Origin of the sequence: Desulfovibrio sp. 86 (genome assembly GCF_902702915.1) — a bacterium.
GTDB lineage: Bacteria > Desulfobacterota > Desulfovibrionia > Desulfovibrionales > Desulfovibrionaceae > Desulfovibrio.
Map to the genome: position 1 here is coordinate 3,276,335 of NZ_LR738849.1, position 14,464 is coordinate 3,290,798.

15 protein-coding genes, 1 other RNA gene and 2 pseudogenes are annotated in these 14,464 nt (G+C 53.5%); 6 read left to right on the top strand and 12 right to left on the bottom strand.

From position 1 onward, the window contains the following. Positions 1-38: 38 nt before the first annotated feature. The 8 genes from DESU86_RS13460 to DESU86_RS13495 form a co-directional block, all read right to left on the bottom strand. Positions 39-392 carry an STAS domain-containing protein gene (locus tag DESU86_RS13460; RefSeq protein WP_179981489.1) on the bottom strand — a complete coding sequence of 118 codons (354 nt, stop codon included), beginning with the start codon at positions 390-392 and terminating at the stop codon, positions 39-41. Positions 393-418: 26 nt separating this feature from the next. After that, on the bottom strand, positions 419-901 hold the full coding sequence (dtd, locus tag DESU86_RS13465) for a D-aminoacyl-tRNA deacylase (RefSeq protein WP_179981490.1): 483 nt from the start codon (positions 899-901) through the stop codon (positions 419-421). After that, the gene (locus DESU86_RS13470; RefSeq protein ID WP_179981491.1) at positions 901-2,664 is read right to left on the bottom strand and encodes a long-chain-fatty-acid--CoA ligase; all 1,764 of its coding nucleotides are present in this window, start codon (positions 2,662-2,664) and stop codon (positions 901-903) included. The genes dtd and DESU86_RS13470 overlap by 1 nt, the downstream gene beginning before the upstream one ends. Before the next feature lie 16 nt (positions 2,665-2,680). Further along, a complete protein-coding gene (ispD, locus tag DESU86_RS13475) occupies positions 2,681-3,904 on the bottom strand; it encodes a 2-C-methyl-D-erythritol 4-phosphate cytidylyltransferase (protein WP_179981839.1) in 1,224 nt (407 codons plus the stop codon). A gap of 56 nt (positions 3,905-3,960) precedes the next feature. Beyond that, an RNA gene (gene rnpB, locus DESU86_RS13480) (RNase P RNA component class A) lies at positions 3,961-4,320 on the bottom strand. A 97-nt stretch (positions 4,321-4,417) separates the two neighbouring features. Further along, complete coding sequence (locus DESU86_RS13485; protein ID WP_179981492.1) at positions 4,418-5,194, bottom strand: zinc ribbon domain-containing protein; 777 nt, start codon at positions 5,192-5,194, stop codon at positions 4,418-4,420. 21 nt (positions 5,195-5,215) lie between these two features. Continuing rightward, entirely contained in the window at positions 5,216-6,007 is a 792-nt protein-coding gene (locus DESU86_RS13490; RefSeq protein ID WP_179981493.1) for a Nif3-like dinuclear metal center hexameric protein, read from the bottom strand. 438 nt (positions 6,008-6,445) lie between these two features. After that, a complete protein-coding gene (locus DESU86_RS13495; protein ID WP_179981494.1) occupies positions 6,446-6,913 on the bottom strand; it encodes a nucleoside deaminase in 468 nt (155 codons plus the stop codon). Between the two features lie 649 nt (positions 6,914-7,562). Between DESU86_RS13495 and dcuS the strand changes: the two genes are divergently transcribed. Genes dcuS through DESU86_RS13510 form a run of 3 tightly spaced genes read left to right on the top strand, consistent with a single transcriptional unit; the run spans position 7,563 to position 10,132 of the window. Continuing rightward, on the top strand, positions 7,563-9,176 hold the full coding sequence (gene dcuS, locus DESU86_RS13500; RefSeq protein ID WP_179981495.1) for a DcuS/MalK family sensor histidine kinase: 1,614 nt from the start codon (positions 7,563-7,565) through the stop codon (positions 9,174-9,176). Next, a complete protein-coding gene (locus DESU86_RS13505; RefSeq protein ID WP_179981496.1) occupies positions 9,173-9,847 on the top strand; it encodes a response regulator in 675 nt (224 codons plus the stop codon). Before dcuS ends, DESU86_RS13505 begins: the two co-directional genes overlap by 4 nt. A 54-nt stretch (positions 9,848-9,901) precedes the next feature. Continuing rightward, on the top strand, positions 9,902-10,132 hold the full coding sequence (locus DESU86_RS13510) for an Ada metal-binding domain-containing protein (protein WP_179981497.1): 231 nt from the start codon (positions 9,902-9,904) through the stop codon (positions 10,130-10,132). 196 nt (positions 10,133-10,328) lie between these two features. On the opposite strand, the gene DESU86_RS13515 is transcribed toward DESU86_RS13510, so the two are convergent. Beyond that, positions 10,329-10,673 (bottom strand): hypothetical protein, encoded by a 345-nt coding sequence (locus tag DESU86_RS13515; protein ID WP_179981498.1) that lies wholly within the window; start codon positions 10,671-10,673, stop codon positions 10,329-10,331. Positions 10,674-10,862: 189 nt separating this feature from the next. Between DESU86_RS13515 and DESU86_RS13520 the strand changes: the two genes are divergently transcribed. Continuing rightward, positions 10,863-11,039 carry a hypothetical protein gene (locus tag DESU86_RS13520; protein ID WP_179981499.1) on the top strand — a complete coding sequence of 59 codons (177 nt, stop codon included), beginning with the start codon at positions 10,863-10,865 and terminating at the stop codon, positions 11,037-11,039. A 119-nt stretch (positions 11,040-11,158) separates the two neighbouring features. Further along, a complete protein-coding gene (locus DESU86_RS13525) occupies positions 11,159-11,644 on the top strand; it encodes a hypothetical protein (protein WP_179981500.1) in 486 nt (161 codons plus the stop codon). Positions 11,645-11,806: 162 nt separating this feature from the next. Here the strand turns inward: DESU86_RS13525 and DESU86_RS14715 are convergent. Beyond that, positions 11,807-12,083: pseudogene (locus DESU86_RS14715) on the bottom strand (transposase); the annotation flags it as partial. Beyond that, positions 12,082-12,309 (bottom strand): annotated as a pseudogene (locus DESU86_RS14720) (transposase); the annotation flags it as partial. The pseudogenes DESU86_RS14720 and DESU86_RS14715, both read right to left, overlap by 2 nt. A 403-nt stretch (positions 12,310-12,712) precedes the next feature. Here DESU86_RS14720 and DESU86_RS13535 point away from each other — a divergent pair. Continuing rightward, positions 12,713-13,947 (top strand): IS3 family transposase gene (locus DESU86_RS13535; RefSeq protein WP_179980143.1). Its coding sequence is split into 2 segments (ribosomal slippage): positions 12,713-13,070 and positions 13,070-13,947, totalling 1,236 coding nucleotides; the frame shifts between segments, so codons are not numbered across the junction. A gap of 47 nt (positions 13,948-13,994) precedes the next feature. Here the strand turns inward: DESU86_RS13535 and DESU86_RS13540 are convergent. Further along, the gene (locus DESU86_RS13540; protein WP_179981501.1) at positions 13,995-14,441 is read right to left on the bottom strand and encodes a hypothetical protein; all 447 of its coding nucleotides are present in this window, start codon (positions 14,439-14,441) and stop codon (positions 13,995-13,997) included. Positions 14,442-14,464 lie beyond the last annotated feature (23 nt).

The following is a 14,464-nucleotide window of genomic DNA, read 5'->3' on the forward strand; positions in this document are numbered from 1 at the left end:
GCACCATCCGTAAAGCCTGTAAGCATGCGCCCGGGCGGTCAGTCCGCAGCGTCGGGAATATAGCCCTTCAATTCCTCTTCGCTGTCAAAAGTGGGGAAAAAACCCTCAATTTCCACTTTTTTCAAAAGCTCCGCCACGTGGGGCGCTGGCGTCAGGAGAACCAGTCTTCTGCCGTGCCCCCGGCTCTTGGTGCTGGCGCTCACAAGCACTCCCAGACCGGAGGAGTCCACCTTGTCAACGTGGCTCAGATCCAGAATCACCTGTTTGATGCCAGGGGCCAGAAGGTGTGCTTCCAATTGGCGGCTGAACTGGGGAACATCAGGCAAGAGCATATCGCCCAGATAGCGCAGAACCGTGACGTTTTTATGAGACTCCGCTTGCAGGGTAAACACAGGCTGCCCTCCAGGCTGCGCGGGCGTCAACGGGCAAAAAGATTTGCCGAATCAAGCCATATGGTGACAGGTCCCCAGTTGCACAGGCGTACCGCCATATCGGCACCGAAGATGCCTGAAGATACGCTGACGGCACAAGATTCGTCAACCATCTTCACAAAATAGTCAAACATTGGTCTTGCCCAGTCGGGATCTCCCGCATCGATAAAGGATGGGCGTCGCCCTTTGCGGCAGTCCGCGTACAGGGTGAACTGGGGAACAAGAAGAAGCTGGCCGCCAAACTCTTCAAGCGAAGTATGAAACTTGTTGGAGAGTTCGCCCTGACCGGGAAAGATACGCAAACCAAGCAGTTTATGAGCCATACCCTGAAATGCCGGGCTTGTGCTGAAATCAGGCCCGTCTTCCTGACCAAAGCCCACCAGAGCCATAATGCCAGGGCCGATGGCCGCCACCTGGCGGCCATCAACGCTGACGGAAGCTTCCGTGACCCTTTGGGCCAGAATACGCATCAGGAATGCCCCATGGGTTCTTCGCCATTCCCGGCCGCGTTGGGCACTGTACCGTTTTGCGCCTTGCGCTGCTTGCGTTTGGCCATCTTGGCTTCTTCCTCTTCGCGCAGGGCGCGTCTGAGTACTTTGCCCACAATGGTCTTGGGCAGTTCCTTGCGGAACTCCACAAGGCGCGGCACCTTGTATCCGGCAAGCTTCTGGCGGCACCAGGCGATGATGTCAGCCTTGGTGAGCTCTTCCCCTTCCTGGGGCACAACATATGCCTTGAGCACCTCACCGCGAATATCGTCGCGTATGCCCACGCTCACCGCTTCCTGAACCTTGGGGTGTTCCAGCAGCACTTCATCCACCTCGCGGGGGTACACGTTGTAACCGCTGACAATGACCATGTCCTTCTTTCTGTCCACAATATAAAAATAGCCGTCTTCATCCATGGTGGCCAGGTCGCCGGTATAGAGCCATCCGTTGCGCAGGGCGCTGGCCGACTCATCAGGCCGCCGCCAGTAACCGCTCATGATCTGCGGGCCTGAGACGATAAGTTCGCCCATCTTGCCGGGGGGCAGGGTCAGGGAACCGCCTTCCATATCCACGATGCGGGCGTCGGTGCCGGGCAGGGGCATGCCAATGGAGTTGGGCTTCTGCCCCTGTCTGCCCAAGGGGTTGCAGTGGGTGATGGGCGATGCCTCCGTAAGCCCGTAGCCCTCAAGAATGGACGCGCCGGTGGTTTCCTGAAACTGGCGGAAGATTTCTCTTGGCAGCGGAGCCGAGCCGGACACGCATATCTTGATGCTGTGCAGGTTGAACTGCGCCAGATTTTTCTGCTGTAAAAGAGAAATGTACACCGAAGGTGCGCCGGGGAAAATGGTGGGTTTGTGCTTGGCGATGAGGCGCAGCACGTCCTGCGGCACGTACCGGGGCAGCGGCAGAGTGGTGGCAGCCAGGGCAATGGGGATGATAAGCCCGGTCGTAAGACCATACACATGAAAAAAAGGTAGAAGCGATATGAAGGTGTGGTGGTCTTCTGCCTTGACGTTGATGATGTCCAGCACCTGTCGGCAGTTGGTGCCCAGGTTGGAATGCGTAAGGGTAACGCCCTTGGGCAGGCCCGTGGTGCCTCCCGTGTACTGGAGCATGATCGGGTCATGCATGGGGTCGGCGATGGGGGCGGAATAGCGCTCCGCACCCTTGAAGATTTTTTTCCACTCAAAAACGTTTTTGCCGTCGTAGGGGATGGGGGCTTTTTTGCTGCGGCCCTTTTTAAGGCGATACAGCCAGTTCAGGGGAAAAGACAGGGCGTCAGCCGCGCCGGTTATGATAAAATTGCGCAGGGGCAGGCGGTCACGCAGGGCGGAAACGCGCGGCCAGAGCATGTCGAGCATGACAATATGTTCCGCCCCGGAATCCTGCATATTGGCCATGATCTCTTTTTCCATATACAATGGATTGGTCATGACCACCACTGCCCCGGCCTTGATAATGCCCCAAAAGGCGATGACCGTCTGCGGCATGTTGGGCATCATGAGGGCGACGCGCTGGCCGGTCTTTACGCCAAGGCGCTTGAGCGCCCCTGCGAAAAGTTCGGCAGATTCGTGCAGCTTTTTGTAGGAAATGCGCGTGTTATGAAAAATGATCGCCGGGCGGTTGGGATACTTGTCCGCAGCTTCGTCCAACATGGCGTACAGAGGCTTGTCCCACGGCTCGGTAATGCGGGGGACAAAGGCGTCATAGTGGGCAAACCAGGGACGGTACAGTTCTGTGTTCATGGCGATCCTTATGGAATCAGATGTCGCGTTGCAATGGAGAAGGCGGCACAAGAGCGGGGCAGTCTTGTGCCCACGCGGTAACAGCGGCGTATGCCTTGATGCCCTCGGCGCGGCCCGTAAAGCCCAGTCCCTCCTCGGTGCTGGCTTTAAGATTGACGCAGGCGGGCGGCAGAGCCAGCAGGCGAGCGATATTTTTTCTGATCTCTTCGCGGTAGGGGGCAAGGCGTGGCGTCTGGGCAACAACTGTCATATCAGCGTGGCACAGGCGCACGCCTGCCTGCCGCGCCATGTCCAGAGCCTGATCCAGCAGAAGCGCCGAAGAAATATTGTCAAACCGGGGGTCTTTGTCGGGAAAGTGCTGGCCGATATCGCCCAGGCCCGCGCAGCCGAGCACGGCATCGGTAAGGGCATGGAGGAGGACATCGCCGTCAGAGTGGGCCACAACCTCGGGGCCTGCGGGAATGAGAATTCCCCCCAGCCTCATGGGCCGACCAGGGCCGTAACGATGCACATCATAGCCCATGCCGGTACAGGGACGTGGCAGGGCAGGGGCCTCCTGCAAAAGGGCCAGATCATCGGGATTGGTAATTTTCACGTTGGCAGCCTCGCCTTCAACCACATGAACGCTGTGCCCAAGGGCTTCCAGCAGGGAGGCGTCATCAGTGACGCTCAGTCCCGTTTCCCTGGCATGGGCATGCGCCTGGCGCAAAAGGTCGGAAGAAAAACCCTGCGGCGTCTGAACAGCCATAAGGGCCTGACGCGGCAAGGTTCCTGTGACAAGGCCGTCAGCAACGGTCTTGATGGTGTCCGTCACGGGCAGGGCCGGAATGACCCCGCACGCGCCGCGCTGCAAAGCTTCGCACACGCGACGCACCAGAGCGGGTGTCAGGAAAGGGCGCGCCGCGTCGTGGATAAGCACATGACGGACGTCTGCGGGCAACACGGACAGGGCGTTCCGTACGGAATCCTGACGCATTTCGCCACCGACAGCCGTGAGCCAGGGAATGCCCAGGTCTTCGGCCGCATGAAGCTCGCGCAGGCGCTCTTCGTGTTCTGCATGTCCGTTTTGGGGAAAAACAAAAACAATGCCCGCCACTACCGCGCTGCGGCTCATGGCCCTAGCGGAGTGCCAGTACAGGGGCGCGCCCCGCCAATGCAGAAACTGCTTGGCGCGGCCGTCAGCGGCGGCGGCAAGGCGGCTGCCCTGCCCGGCCGCCAGAAGTATGGCCCAGGGCTTGATCTGCCCTGGGAGGGGGATGGAACTTTCAGGCATGATTGAGCCTTTGGCTGACAGTATGCGGGAGTCGGACTGTAAGCCGGGTTCTGTCACAACGGTTGCCCGTGTGTGACCGTCATTCCTCTAGGAGTACGGTTGCCCGCACCCTCAAGCAACCTACCCGGAAGGCTGTGGCCGGGCCAGCCGCCTTCCCTATTTGGTCTTGCTCCGAACGGGGTATGCCGAGCATGCCGCGTCACCGCGGCATCTGGTGGTCTCTTACACCACCGTTTCACCCTTACCCGACCAAGGTCGGGCGGTTTGCTTTCTGTGGCGCTGTCCGAGGGTCGCCCCTCCTGGGTGTTACCCAGCGTCCTGCCCTGTGGAGCCCGGACTTTCCTCCCCGGGTTTTCACCCGCGGCGACGGTCTGTCCGACTCCCGCAATCTGTGGCTGCATGGGCGGCAAAGCACGCCGCAAGACCGGATCGCATCATCTTTATGGGAGCGATCCGGTCTTGGCTCATGAGCCAAAAGTTTTAGTCAGTCAGCGTCTGCGGCTTGGGGGCGCATTGCGGCGCATCAGCCACGCTGAAGTGCTCGCACCAGAAAATGAGGCGCTGGCAGTTGGGGCAACTCAAAATCTGCTGGCCGCGCTGCAGTTCGATGAAAGACTGCGGCGGAACGGCAATGTGACAGCCAGAGCAGATGCCTTCTTTAACAGCCACAATGACGGGATGTTCCAGGCGTTCACGGATGAATTCGTAGCGCATGAAGACGGGCTGGGGAATGGCTTTGCTGACCTCGGCGCGTTTGGCATTGAGCTCGGTAAGCGCGGCATTGCCTTTTTGCAGCTTTTCTTCAAGGCCGTCACGCTTAACTTCAAGTTCGGCCTTTATGCCCATATGGGTGAGATCAATTTCGGCCAGCGCGTCTTTCTGGAACTGCAGTTCTTCCATGAGAGTCATTTTTTCTTCTTCACGGGAGCGGTTCACTTTTTCCATGCTGTCCATTTCACGCATCATGGCATGGTATTCGCGCGTATTTTCCACCTGCATAAGCTTGTTCTTGCTTTTCTTGATGCGGGCGCTGTCATCATCGATTTCAAGCGACAGGCGCTTTTGCTGATCCTGAAGGTGGGTCAGCTTGTCCACTATATAGTTGCGTTGCGTTTCGCTGGCGCTGAAACGCTGTTCAAGCGAATCCAGTTCGCTGGGGGCACGCTCCATTTCCTGCCGTACTGTGTGAATGGCGTCATCAACTTTCTGCAGCTCAACAAGCTGCTTTATCTGTTCAAAGTAAACGGCATTATTCATTTATTAGATCCTCCTGAGGATTCATGACAGGGCAACGGTGCGAAACGGGGATGCAGAAGGCACAAAGTGCACTGCGACACCGTGAGCACGTTGTTGGAGCACGTGGCACATACGGCGCATCATTTCTTCTTCAAGGCTGTGGTGACCCACATCCAGAAGCGGGATTTCAGCGTCCAGCGCAGTGTGGTATTTTACATCACCAGTAATGAACAACTGGGCCCCGGCCTCATGGGCCGCAGCCAGCAGTGATGAACCGGAACCGGTGCAGTATGCCAGCCGGTCTATTTTTCCTGGGGGCGGCCCGCTCAGGGTCGCCGTGGAAAGATCAAGAATGCTTTCAAGCGCGCGAATGATGTGCTCGACAGTCTGGGGCTGCGGCAGGTCGCCCGCAAGGCCGTATCCCAGCATATGCCCGTCCGCGTCGGCAGGGGCTACCGGTTCAAGCACAGTCAGGTTGTCAAGCCGCAAGTCTGTGGCCAACCAGCCCGCAGGCCCTCTGGGGTTGACGTCCAGCGAGGTGTGGGCCGCGTACAGGGGAACATCCGCGCGCAAAAGCAGGCGCAACACGTCATGGTATGCGTCAAGTTTTGCCGGCAGCGAGGGCTTGAGCGTCAAGGGGTGATGGCTCAGGATGAACTGCGCTCCAAGATCAAGGCATTGCCTGACGGAGTGCGGCGTCGGGTCAAGGCAGACCGCGATGCTGTTGACCTCATGCCGCAAGCTTGCCACCTGAAGCCCGGAAATGTCCCACGGGGCTGCTGCCTTCAAAGGCGCAACTTCTTCAATGGTGTTAATTAATTCAGCTACTTGCATGTATGTGCTCCACCATAAAAAACGGCGCTTTCTTGCTGTGCAGAGAAAGCGCCAAAAATCACCGGCGTTAAAAGAAATTTGAGCGATACCGACAAGATAGTTTTATACCTACCAATTGGTGCGATGCCGTAATCCACAAATATCGATGAGGTCGCACCGTCAGGCTTTGAATCTCCATTTCATAGTTCTAAAATAGGCGGCTGTCAAGACTGGTTGTGCCCAAAAGAGCACTGGTCCGGTTGCTCCGTGTGGGCGGCGGCTGGCAGGAAAGCGCGTTGGCCTGCTGCGGAGAATCAGGTTTTAGAGCATGTTGTCTATGAAAATGAACATGCTCTACCGCTCACGCAAATGCAGCGTGGGCAACGGAAAATGCGGTTTTCGCCTCATGACATATTGTACTGTGAAGGGTTGAAAGCTAATCTGATAATGTCAGCGAAATCAGTACGCCGTTTTGCCAGCATCGGAGAGCCATGTGGCGAATGTGTTGCATGCTTCGTCGCAATGCAGCTGTTCGATGGGCAGTTTTCTTTCTGTCAGATCTCTTGAGAGCTCCTGGTAAATGGCCGCATCATCAAAACCCGCGGCTGCCGCATCTTCGCGTGTATTGCAAAAATATATTTTTTCTATGCGAGCCCACCAGATGGCGCTGAGGCACATGGGGCAAGGTTCACAGCTGGCAAAGACCACCGCGCCCGAGAGGTCAAAGGTTGCAAGTTTTTGACAGGCCTCGCGTATGGCCACAACTTCGGCATGGGCGGTAGGGTCGTTGAGGGGGACAACCCTGTTCATGCCCTCGCCAATTATTTTTCCGTCCTTCACAACGACTGCGCCAAAAGGTCCCCCGCCAAGCCGCATGCTTTCTTTGGAAAGCTCGACGGCTCTTTTCATAAAGCGCATATTTTCCATTAGAATCACCTTTTATAATCAGACAGTAATGAGCTTTAGCCAAAGTTGACCCAAATCAGGCCACATGGCAAGCCGGAGTTGGCCGTTGCGGGCATTTGGCTTCTGCGTTAGAAACTGCGGATGAGTATGCGCAGTTTCTTTCGAATATTTCGTGATCTTTTTTTGCCGCAACCGCGCAATGCCTGCCCGCACTGTGGCGGGATCCGCTGCATCGGGGTTTGCCAGTTTGACAAGAAAGCAGGGGAAAACAATTCTTCAACATCAGAGGTCAATGGAGAGCATCACAGTAATTCTGGCGTGAAAGCCAGGCTTGACAGCAAATAACGAAAAGCAAAATATAACATATTGCCCTGTTAAACGGACGTTGACATAATTGTTTTATGTTTTACGGCGTCATGCATGTCGTGAACTGCATCTCGCCAGAAAGACACGACAGATAAAACAGTTTTGCATCAAAAATGGTTACAGTACTTCCCTCCTGATATTATGCTGCCATGGGCATCGGTTCCGAGTGGGCGGATGTTTGGCGGCAGGATGCTCCGAATCATCTTTTGCAAAATTTTCTATTTCCCCGCCATCATCACCGCTTCGATTCGGGCGTTTTTGTCCGACAACACTATAATCCCGGCAGTCGCCTGCATAACTACAGATGAATTTTGTCAAAAATAACAGCTTGTTCATCAGGCTTGTAATGATGGTCAGTCTGGCCCTCTGCCCCCCCATACTTCTGAGCCATTTGGCAAGCTCGTATTTCATCAGCAAATACGGCTTTGAACAGGCGGAACAGACGGTCTCCAATGTGGCGCAACTTTCCGCAGAATCGCCTGTTGTCATTGAAGGAATGCGGTCTCCAAAAGGGGATGCCTGGCTTCAGATGGCAGGTTTTCTTCGCATGCTCACAAGTGTTTCAGGCGTAAAATTTATTGTGCTCATAGACATGCATGGCAACCGAATATATCACCCCGAGGAGCAAAAAATCGGCGCGCACATTGTGGGCGGCGACGAGGGCGAAGCGTTGCAGGGCAAGACCTATATTTCTTCCGCGCGAGGCACGTTTGGTTTTTCGCAAAGGGCTTTCAGGCCCGTGTTTAACGAAAGTGGCCAGCAGATCGGCGCCGTTGTGGTTGGCATCATGTCTCGTGATATTGAAAAAAACGTATCCGGTCTTACCAGCCACATGACGTGGCTGTTCAGCCTTGCACTGGTCATTGGCCTTCTGTTGGCCGTTTTGTTGTCACGTAAAATCAAAAAAATTCTTTTTGGCCTGGAACCGCACCAGATCGCCCGGCTTCTTGAGGAACGCAACGCCATCCTGAGCACTGTACGCGAGGGCATCATCGCCATTAACAGAAACAACAGGCTTGTTGTCGTCAATGAAATGGCTGAGAAAATCCTGCGTTCCGCAGGGGTGCAGGGAGAGTTGCTGGGACGCCCCGTACAGGAAGTGGTGCCGTCAACGCGCCTTGATGCCATTCTCAAGGAAGGCAAGCCTGAATACGACTGCGAACAGAACATCAATGGACAGATCATCATGACCAATCGATCCCCCATTATTATTCAGGGCAAAACCATTGGCGCTGTGGCAACATTCCGGGATATGACGGAGATGCGCGCCCTGGCGGAGCGCATGACGGGGCTGAGCAATTATGCAGAGGCTTTGCGATCCCGCTCGCACGAATATCTGAATAAATTGCATGTTATTTCGGGACTGCTGCGCAACAAGCGTTATGAAGAGCTTGAAGAATATCTGTCGCAGATCATCGGCAGCAAAATACGCGAAACTTCATCCATCAAACTTAATGTGCAGGACCCAATTCTTGTCGGACTTTTGGAAAGCAAGTTCAGTCGTGCCAACGAACGCCATGTTACACTGACATTGGGCGGAAGTGGTGTTATTCCACCGCTTTCGCCAACAGGATCGCATGCTCTTGTAACAATACTTGGCAACCTTGTGGACAATGCCTTTGACGCTGTCAGCTATACGCAGGAAAAGCACATTGATCTGTCCGTGCATTGCGAGGATGATACTCTTGTCATAACCGTTGCGGATACCGGGCGGGGCATTAACGAAGAGCATCTGCCGGAGATCTTCAAAAAAGGCTTTTCCACCAAGGGGGCGGGCAGAGGCATCGGCCTGTATATGCTGCTTTTGACCCTTGACGAGCTGGATGGATCCATTGAGGTTGATTCTCATGTGGGGCAGGGGACGTCCTTTACGGTGCATATTCCCCTGGCCATGCTCACCAGCGGAGGGCGGGCATGATCCGCACAATAATCGTTGAAGACGATCCTATGGTGGCTGACATTGCCGCCGGATATCTGGAGCGTATTGATGAGTTCAGCCTTGAACATACCGCCAGATCGGGCGAAGATGCCCTGGCTCTGTTGCGTGCCTGCCATGTGGATTTGGTGCTGCTCGACGTGTTCATGCCCGGAATGGACGGTATGGAACTGCTGCGTATTATCAAATCCCAGTTTTTTCATACAGATGTCATTATGATCACGGCAGCCCAGAACAGCGAAGACATCCTGAAGGCCCTGAGGCTTGGAGTGGCGGATTATATCGTCAAACCCTTCACCTATGAGCGCTTTCGGGAATCTATGTTGCAGTTTCAAGAAAAGCGCCGCCTGCTTATGTCGCCTGAAGTCGCCATAACTCAGGACATCCTGGACAGGCGTATTTTCATAAAAAAGCCCGAAGGGGGCGCTGGCAGGCCAAAGGGTATTGATGCCCAAACCCTTGAAGCCGTAGTGTCAGTGTTGAAAGAACAGCCCGGCCTCTTCAGTCTTAAAGACATTGAACGCGTAGCTGGAATTTCGCGTATTTCTTTAAAGAAGTATTTCGATTATCTGGCGGAAACCGGACGGCTTGGCAGTTCCAAGGGGTACGGTGGGCAGGGGAGACCGGTAACCCTGTATAATTGGCTGGGTTGAGCCTTGCCCTAAGCGGTCCGTTGTGTCACGGAACCTGACTGCCGGAGGTGCAGCATGCCACGCATAGTAACCATGGCCTTTGTTTTGACTCTCGCCCTGCTGGCGGCAACTCCGGGCATGACCGCCCAGGCGGAATGGCCTGCCTACAGGGGGAACGTAAAATCACGCATTTACCACAACAATGGTTGCAAGTATTTCAATTGCAAGGCGTGCACTGTGCCGCTGGCCTCTCCACAGGAAGCGAAAGCAAAGGGCTTTCGGGCCTGCAAAGTGTGCGGCGGGTAGTTTGGGCATCACGGAAAAACGAGCACGAAACAACCCGCACAGTGCCGCAGTCCTGATGTCTTCGAAGCCTTACGGCTTTGCAATGTCCAGGTGAGCAATTCCGGTCAGAGTCTTTTTCAGCGCCGCTGTTAACCATGTGCGCATGAACGGGATACTCTCGAGAGTTGCGAGTTTTTTATCAGCGCATTGCACACGACTATATAACAATCAATCCGGCAAATAGGAGGCAGACAAAGAACCCTGCCAACATAAAACCTGCCACGCCGGCTGAGATTGCCATGATAAATACGACGCCCCGGCTTGCGGGCGGCACAGAAATGCTTGGGTGTCCGGTTTTCATTTTTTGCGAATATCTTTCATTATCTTGTTGGATTATGGTTCTTGTTCTCTGCCGAGCGCTTCTCCGCCGGGGAGGTGGCGCATGCTTGTGCTTCAGTTGTTGCCGCATCTTACCTGCAGGGTACACTTCTGGCTGCGCAGGAGAAAGGCATTCCCATAAATCCCTGGTCAAATACATACGTTCCTCTTCGGAAATAATCATGTATGTACCATCCTTCAATCAGAATGCCATTTTTTTGCACAATGCGGATCTGTGCCCCACGTCCAATTTTCGCACGCCAAGCGAAACCCAGCTCCAAAGGCGGTAACTGGAAATGTCGGGTAAGAGCGGGCTGTCACAGAAGCTTCCTTCACCGACTAAAAAGTATTCCTACGTTGACTATGAGAGGGCATGGCGATGCATGCCGTTTTTGCGGGTGGGTATGTTGCTTTGTTGCCATTGATCGACCTCCTTGTTATTAAGAAAATGCGGTTTTTTGTACGTGGTTTTTGGCTGCGGCTATCAGGGCCTTTTCATTTTGAAACACTCCGACGGCTGCGCGAACAGGCGCCGGTCGTGGTGGCGTAAGCGCATATTATTTTGCGGGTACGCGCCATTACGAATGTGGCTTAAACTTTAAGAATACCTATTCTCAAAAGTTCTTTGCTCTAGCTGCTGGTGATAAATATTTAGTCGAAAATTCGAATATGGTCAATCGAAAATTAGAACAAAAAGAGATTTGCGAACGCCTGCGAGATTTGATCGCCTGGCGTAAAAGCATTGATGGCTTGACGCAGAATGATTTTGCGGTGATGGTTGGCTCAAAGCCAACCACGTTTCTTGACTACCTTAAGCCTAAGGGCCAGTCGAAAATTCGACTTGAGCTTTTGAATAATATTGTCCGCGCTTTTCCCCAGGTGAACCGGGAATGGCTTTTTTGGGGAGAGGGCGCGATGTTAATGACAGAAAAACAACGTCTCGGCTGCGACCAGGTGGAGAAACACTCTGCAAATATTAGCGATGCGTTATTGGAAAAACTGCTTGCCAGGAATGAGGAGCTTCAGGAAAAAATCCTGAAGCTTATACGTGAAAATGCCACGTTGAAAACAAGGATGGAAATTTTGGCAAGCGAGTGTGGGCAGGCACAAGAATCCGGCACAATTCAGCCCTCTGGAGAAGATGCGGCAGAATAGCCCCAAGCCTATACGATTGATCTCACTTCGGTTCGATGGTTTCTTGTCTGCTTACAGCCGGTCCGGCGCACTTTCTAGGTTGCGGACGTTTTGAGTCTGCATTCTGATGCATACTGCGGCCAGCCCGAGTAATCCCTTTTTAGTAGCTCTTCAGAGTAGAACCTATGTCACCAGTTTACGTTTCATGACCGGGGTGATGCCGCCAATGCCATGTTTGGCCGTTCATTGTTATATGTCCACAGCCAGGCCGTGGCAAATTCCTGTATTTCTTCCAGTGATTCAAAAAAGATACTGATTCAGCCACCGTAACGGACTGTTCGGTTGTAGCGCTCAATGTAGGCATTCCGCTGCGGTTTTCCCGGTTGAATATGCGTATTGTAATGTTCAGCTTCTCTGCCCACGATAAAAGCCGGACGCTTATGTATTCCGGGCCGTTATCTCAGCGAATTTCTTGCGGGCAACCACTTCAGACGAGCATTTTCCTTTTTCAGCTTTTTCATTCGAGCCATCATGGATGCATCCATTCCGCCGAACCTGGGCCGCCATTTGTAAAAAGACGCGCTACTCATGCCGTGCTTACGGCAAAGTTCGGGAACGGGCAGCCTTTTTTTGGCCTGTTTTAAAATCACCAAGATTTTACTGTCCGTGAATCGGGACTTTTTCAGCGTAAAATTTCCTGATTGCTTATTCTCTGAAACTCTATCTTGAAATACTACTTTTTTTGGGGGGGATTACCAAGATTCTGGACTTCTGCCTGTTCAGCAGCATCACTAGAGTATGAAAAATCAGCGGGAATTGGCTGTAGCGATACCGTGAAGAGCGCCCTCAAGAATTCCAGGATCACATGGCGGCGGCTGAAGAGCAGAAAAGCAATGCACCCCAGAATGTTTCTACCTAAGGGTTGCATGGACAGGGAGGATGTCTGCAATTTTTCTCTATAATTACATAATATTATAAGAAAATTATCTTAATATTCTGACTGGTGCTTCAAGGTATCCTGGGCTGCTAAATGGAGTAGCCCCCATTTCGACCGGACACCCCTCTAACTAAGGAGGAGGTGCTGGAACTATGTCTGGAACTAGTGCTAAAACAAGTTCAACGGTGGAGATAGTAAACATAACGCCCCGTCGCCGTTGGTCTGTCGGCGAGAAAGTTCGCCTGATAGAGGCCAGCATGGCCCCAGGTCAGTCGGTTTCTCTGGTGGCACGAACGTATGGCGTTGCTCCCAATTTGCTTTACCGCTGGAGAAAGCAGATGAGTGAAGGCGGCAAAACAGCCATTGGAGCCAATGACGAGGTTGTCAGCGTTGCCGAAGTAAAGGCCCTGAAAAAGCGAATCCGTCAGTTGGAACGCGTCCTTGGCAACAAAACACTGGAAGTGGAAATCCTCAAAGAAGCTGTTCGCATTGGCCGCGAAAAAAAACTTATCTCGCGGCTGCCCTTGTCCGGCGTGGAGGATTTCCAGTGAAACGGGTCACAGACGCCCTGGCGGTGTCCCGATCCAACACCTATGAACGTAGCCGCAGCCCACGGCCTCGCCCGGAACGATACAGCAAAGCAGAAGACGCATTCCTTCTACCGCTGATCGTCGAACTTTTGGGCGGACGCCAGACCTACGGCTATCGGCGTATCCAGCGACTGCTTAATCGGCAACTGGTTGCCGATGGGCGCACTCCGGTCAACCATAAACGTGTGTACAGGATAATGAGGCAAAATAACCTGTTGCTGGCACGGTTTACTGGCAGCCAACCTGACAAGGCACACACGGGCAAGGTTTCCACACTACAAAGAAATCAGCGTTGGTGCTCTGACGGGTTTGAGATTGCCTGCGACAACGGTGAGCGGGTGCGCGTCATTTTTGCCCTGGATACTTGCGACCGAGAAGTTATGGCCTATGCCGCCACCACTGGCGGGTACAGTGCTGACATGGCGCAAAGCGTCATGCTGGCATGCGTTGAAAAGCGGTTTGGGGATGTCAAAACATTGCAGCCAGTTGAATGGCTCTCCGACAACGGCTCCTGCTACACGGCAAGAGAAACAGTAACGTTTGCCGCCGCCTTGGGCATCGTCAGCAAGTTTACTCCAGTTCGCAGCCCTCAAAGTAACGGTATGGCTGAAGCTCTCGTCAAAACATTCAAAAGGGATTACGTCTTCTGCAATGATCGACCGGATGCCGAAACTGTGATGGCGCTACTCCCTTGCTGGTTTGAAGACTATAATGAAAATGCCCCGCACAAGGCCCTGCGGATGCTCTCGCCTCGTGAGTTTATCCGTTCATTGCAAATCTTGGAGTGTCCGGTTTAGCAGGGGCAACTCCACTAAAGCCTAGCAGCCCAGGATACAAAAAGCTTTTAGTAAGCTGTATTATTAGAGGCTACACCGGCATAACTGGAACGCGACTGGATGCCCCAGTGATCTCCATGCCTTGTGATAATATAGAAAGATTCATAGGTGACAATGCGCTTATGTTCTTTGGTAAATCTTGAAAACTCAACCGCATAGTGCAATTTATCGGCACTGGCCTGGATAAGGTGACGCAGACCCCATGCAGAATACCCCCATTGAACGGAATCCTTAAGGGCCTCGTGCCCGCTGTCTCTGGCATATTCTTCAGGTGTTTGCCAGATTTGAATCTTGTCTCCCGCGATTCGCACATGCGGATAGTGCAACTTTTGCGCTAACTCCAGAGCATTAGCGCGGCTGAAGTATTCAATAAATTCGTCCAGCACTGTGCGACCAATACGGTCGAGATCCATAAGTTCTTCGGGCAGCAATTCTGATGTACATGTGGAAATCATACGCTTTTTCCTTTTGTTTAAAG